The 899-nt window shown below is 68.6% G+C and carries 2 protein-coding genes; one reads left to right on the top strand and one right to left on the bottom strand.

The window, feature by feature from the left end; translation table 11 throughout:
* Positions 1-452: DUF6636 domain-containing protein (locus A5691_RS06630; protein ID WP_156734771.1), on the bottom strand; the 452-nt coding region annotated here is incomplete at its 3' end.
* Positions 453-501: 49 nt separating this feature from the next.
* On the opposite strand from A5691_RS06630, the gene A5691_RS06635 reads away from it, so the two are divergent.
* Positions 502-899 (top strand): DUF6636 domain-containing protein (locus A5691_RS06635; RefSeq protein WP_067778349.1); only part of this gene is annotated, 398 nt, incomplete at its 3' end.

Raw genomic sequence — 899 nt, forward strand, 5'->3', positions numbered from 1 at the left:
TCCCGCGACACCCGGAAGTAGTGCCCGGTGCTGCTGTCGGTGCACGTCATGCCCGACGGCTCGCTGTCGCAGGTGATCGTGCCCGCGGACTGGGTCTGGCCGTAGTCGAGGGTCGGCTCGCCGGCGAAGCGCAGGGTGTCGCCGTGGCAGTGGATGGCGGCCGGCTCGCCCAGGTTCAACACGAAGCGGTTGCCCCAGGCGAGATGCTTGCCGCACTCCGGTGGCGGCGGTGGCTGGTAGTCGAAGTCGCTGATGTCGCACGCCACACCGAAGCCGCCCAGGACGCAGTAGATGTTGCCGGACGGCGACTGGAAGTGGTAGAGCGGGTCCGCGTGCGCCGGGCCCACCGCGGTCGCGGCCGCCAGGAGCGGAACCGCGGCGACCATTGATGCCTTCATGATGACGTTGTAATCCTTTTGGGCGGCCAGGTGAAGGCCCCCGCGCAAACTCATTTCGGGATTATCGGTCCGGTCCACCGGCGCACAGGCTTACGCTCAGCAAATGATGAGGACCCTCGCTGTCGCCGCCGCGACGGTCGCGGCCGCCACCGTGATGCCGGCGACCGCGCACGCGGACACCCAGAACTTTCAATCGCCGTCCGGCAACATCTACTGCGTCCTGGGCGGCTTCGGTGTGGCGTGCGACATCAGCGACTTCGACTACCAGCCACCGCCGCCACCGGAGTGCGGCAAGCATCTCGCCTGGGGCAACCGCTTCGTGTTGAACCTGGGCGAGCCGGCCGCCATCCACTGCCACGGCGACACCCTGCGCTTCGCCGGCGAGCCGACCCTCGACTACGGCCAGACCCAGTCCGCGGGCACGATCACCTGCGACAGCGAGCCGTCGGGCATGACGTGCACCGACAGCAGCACCGGGCACTACTTCCGGGTGTCGCGGGA

The organism is Mycobacterium sp. E183, assembly GCF_001667735.1.
Classification (GTDB): Bacteria; Actinomycetota; Actinomycetes; order Mycobacteriales; family Mycobacteriaceae; genus Mycobacterium.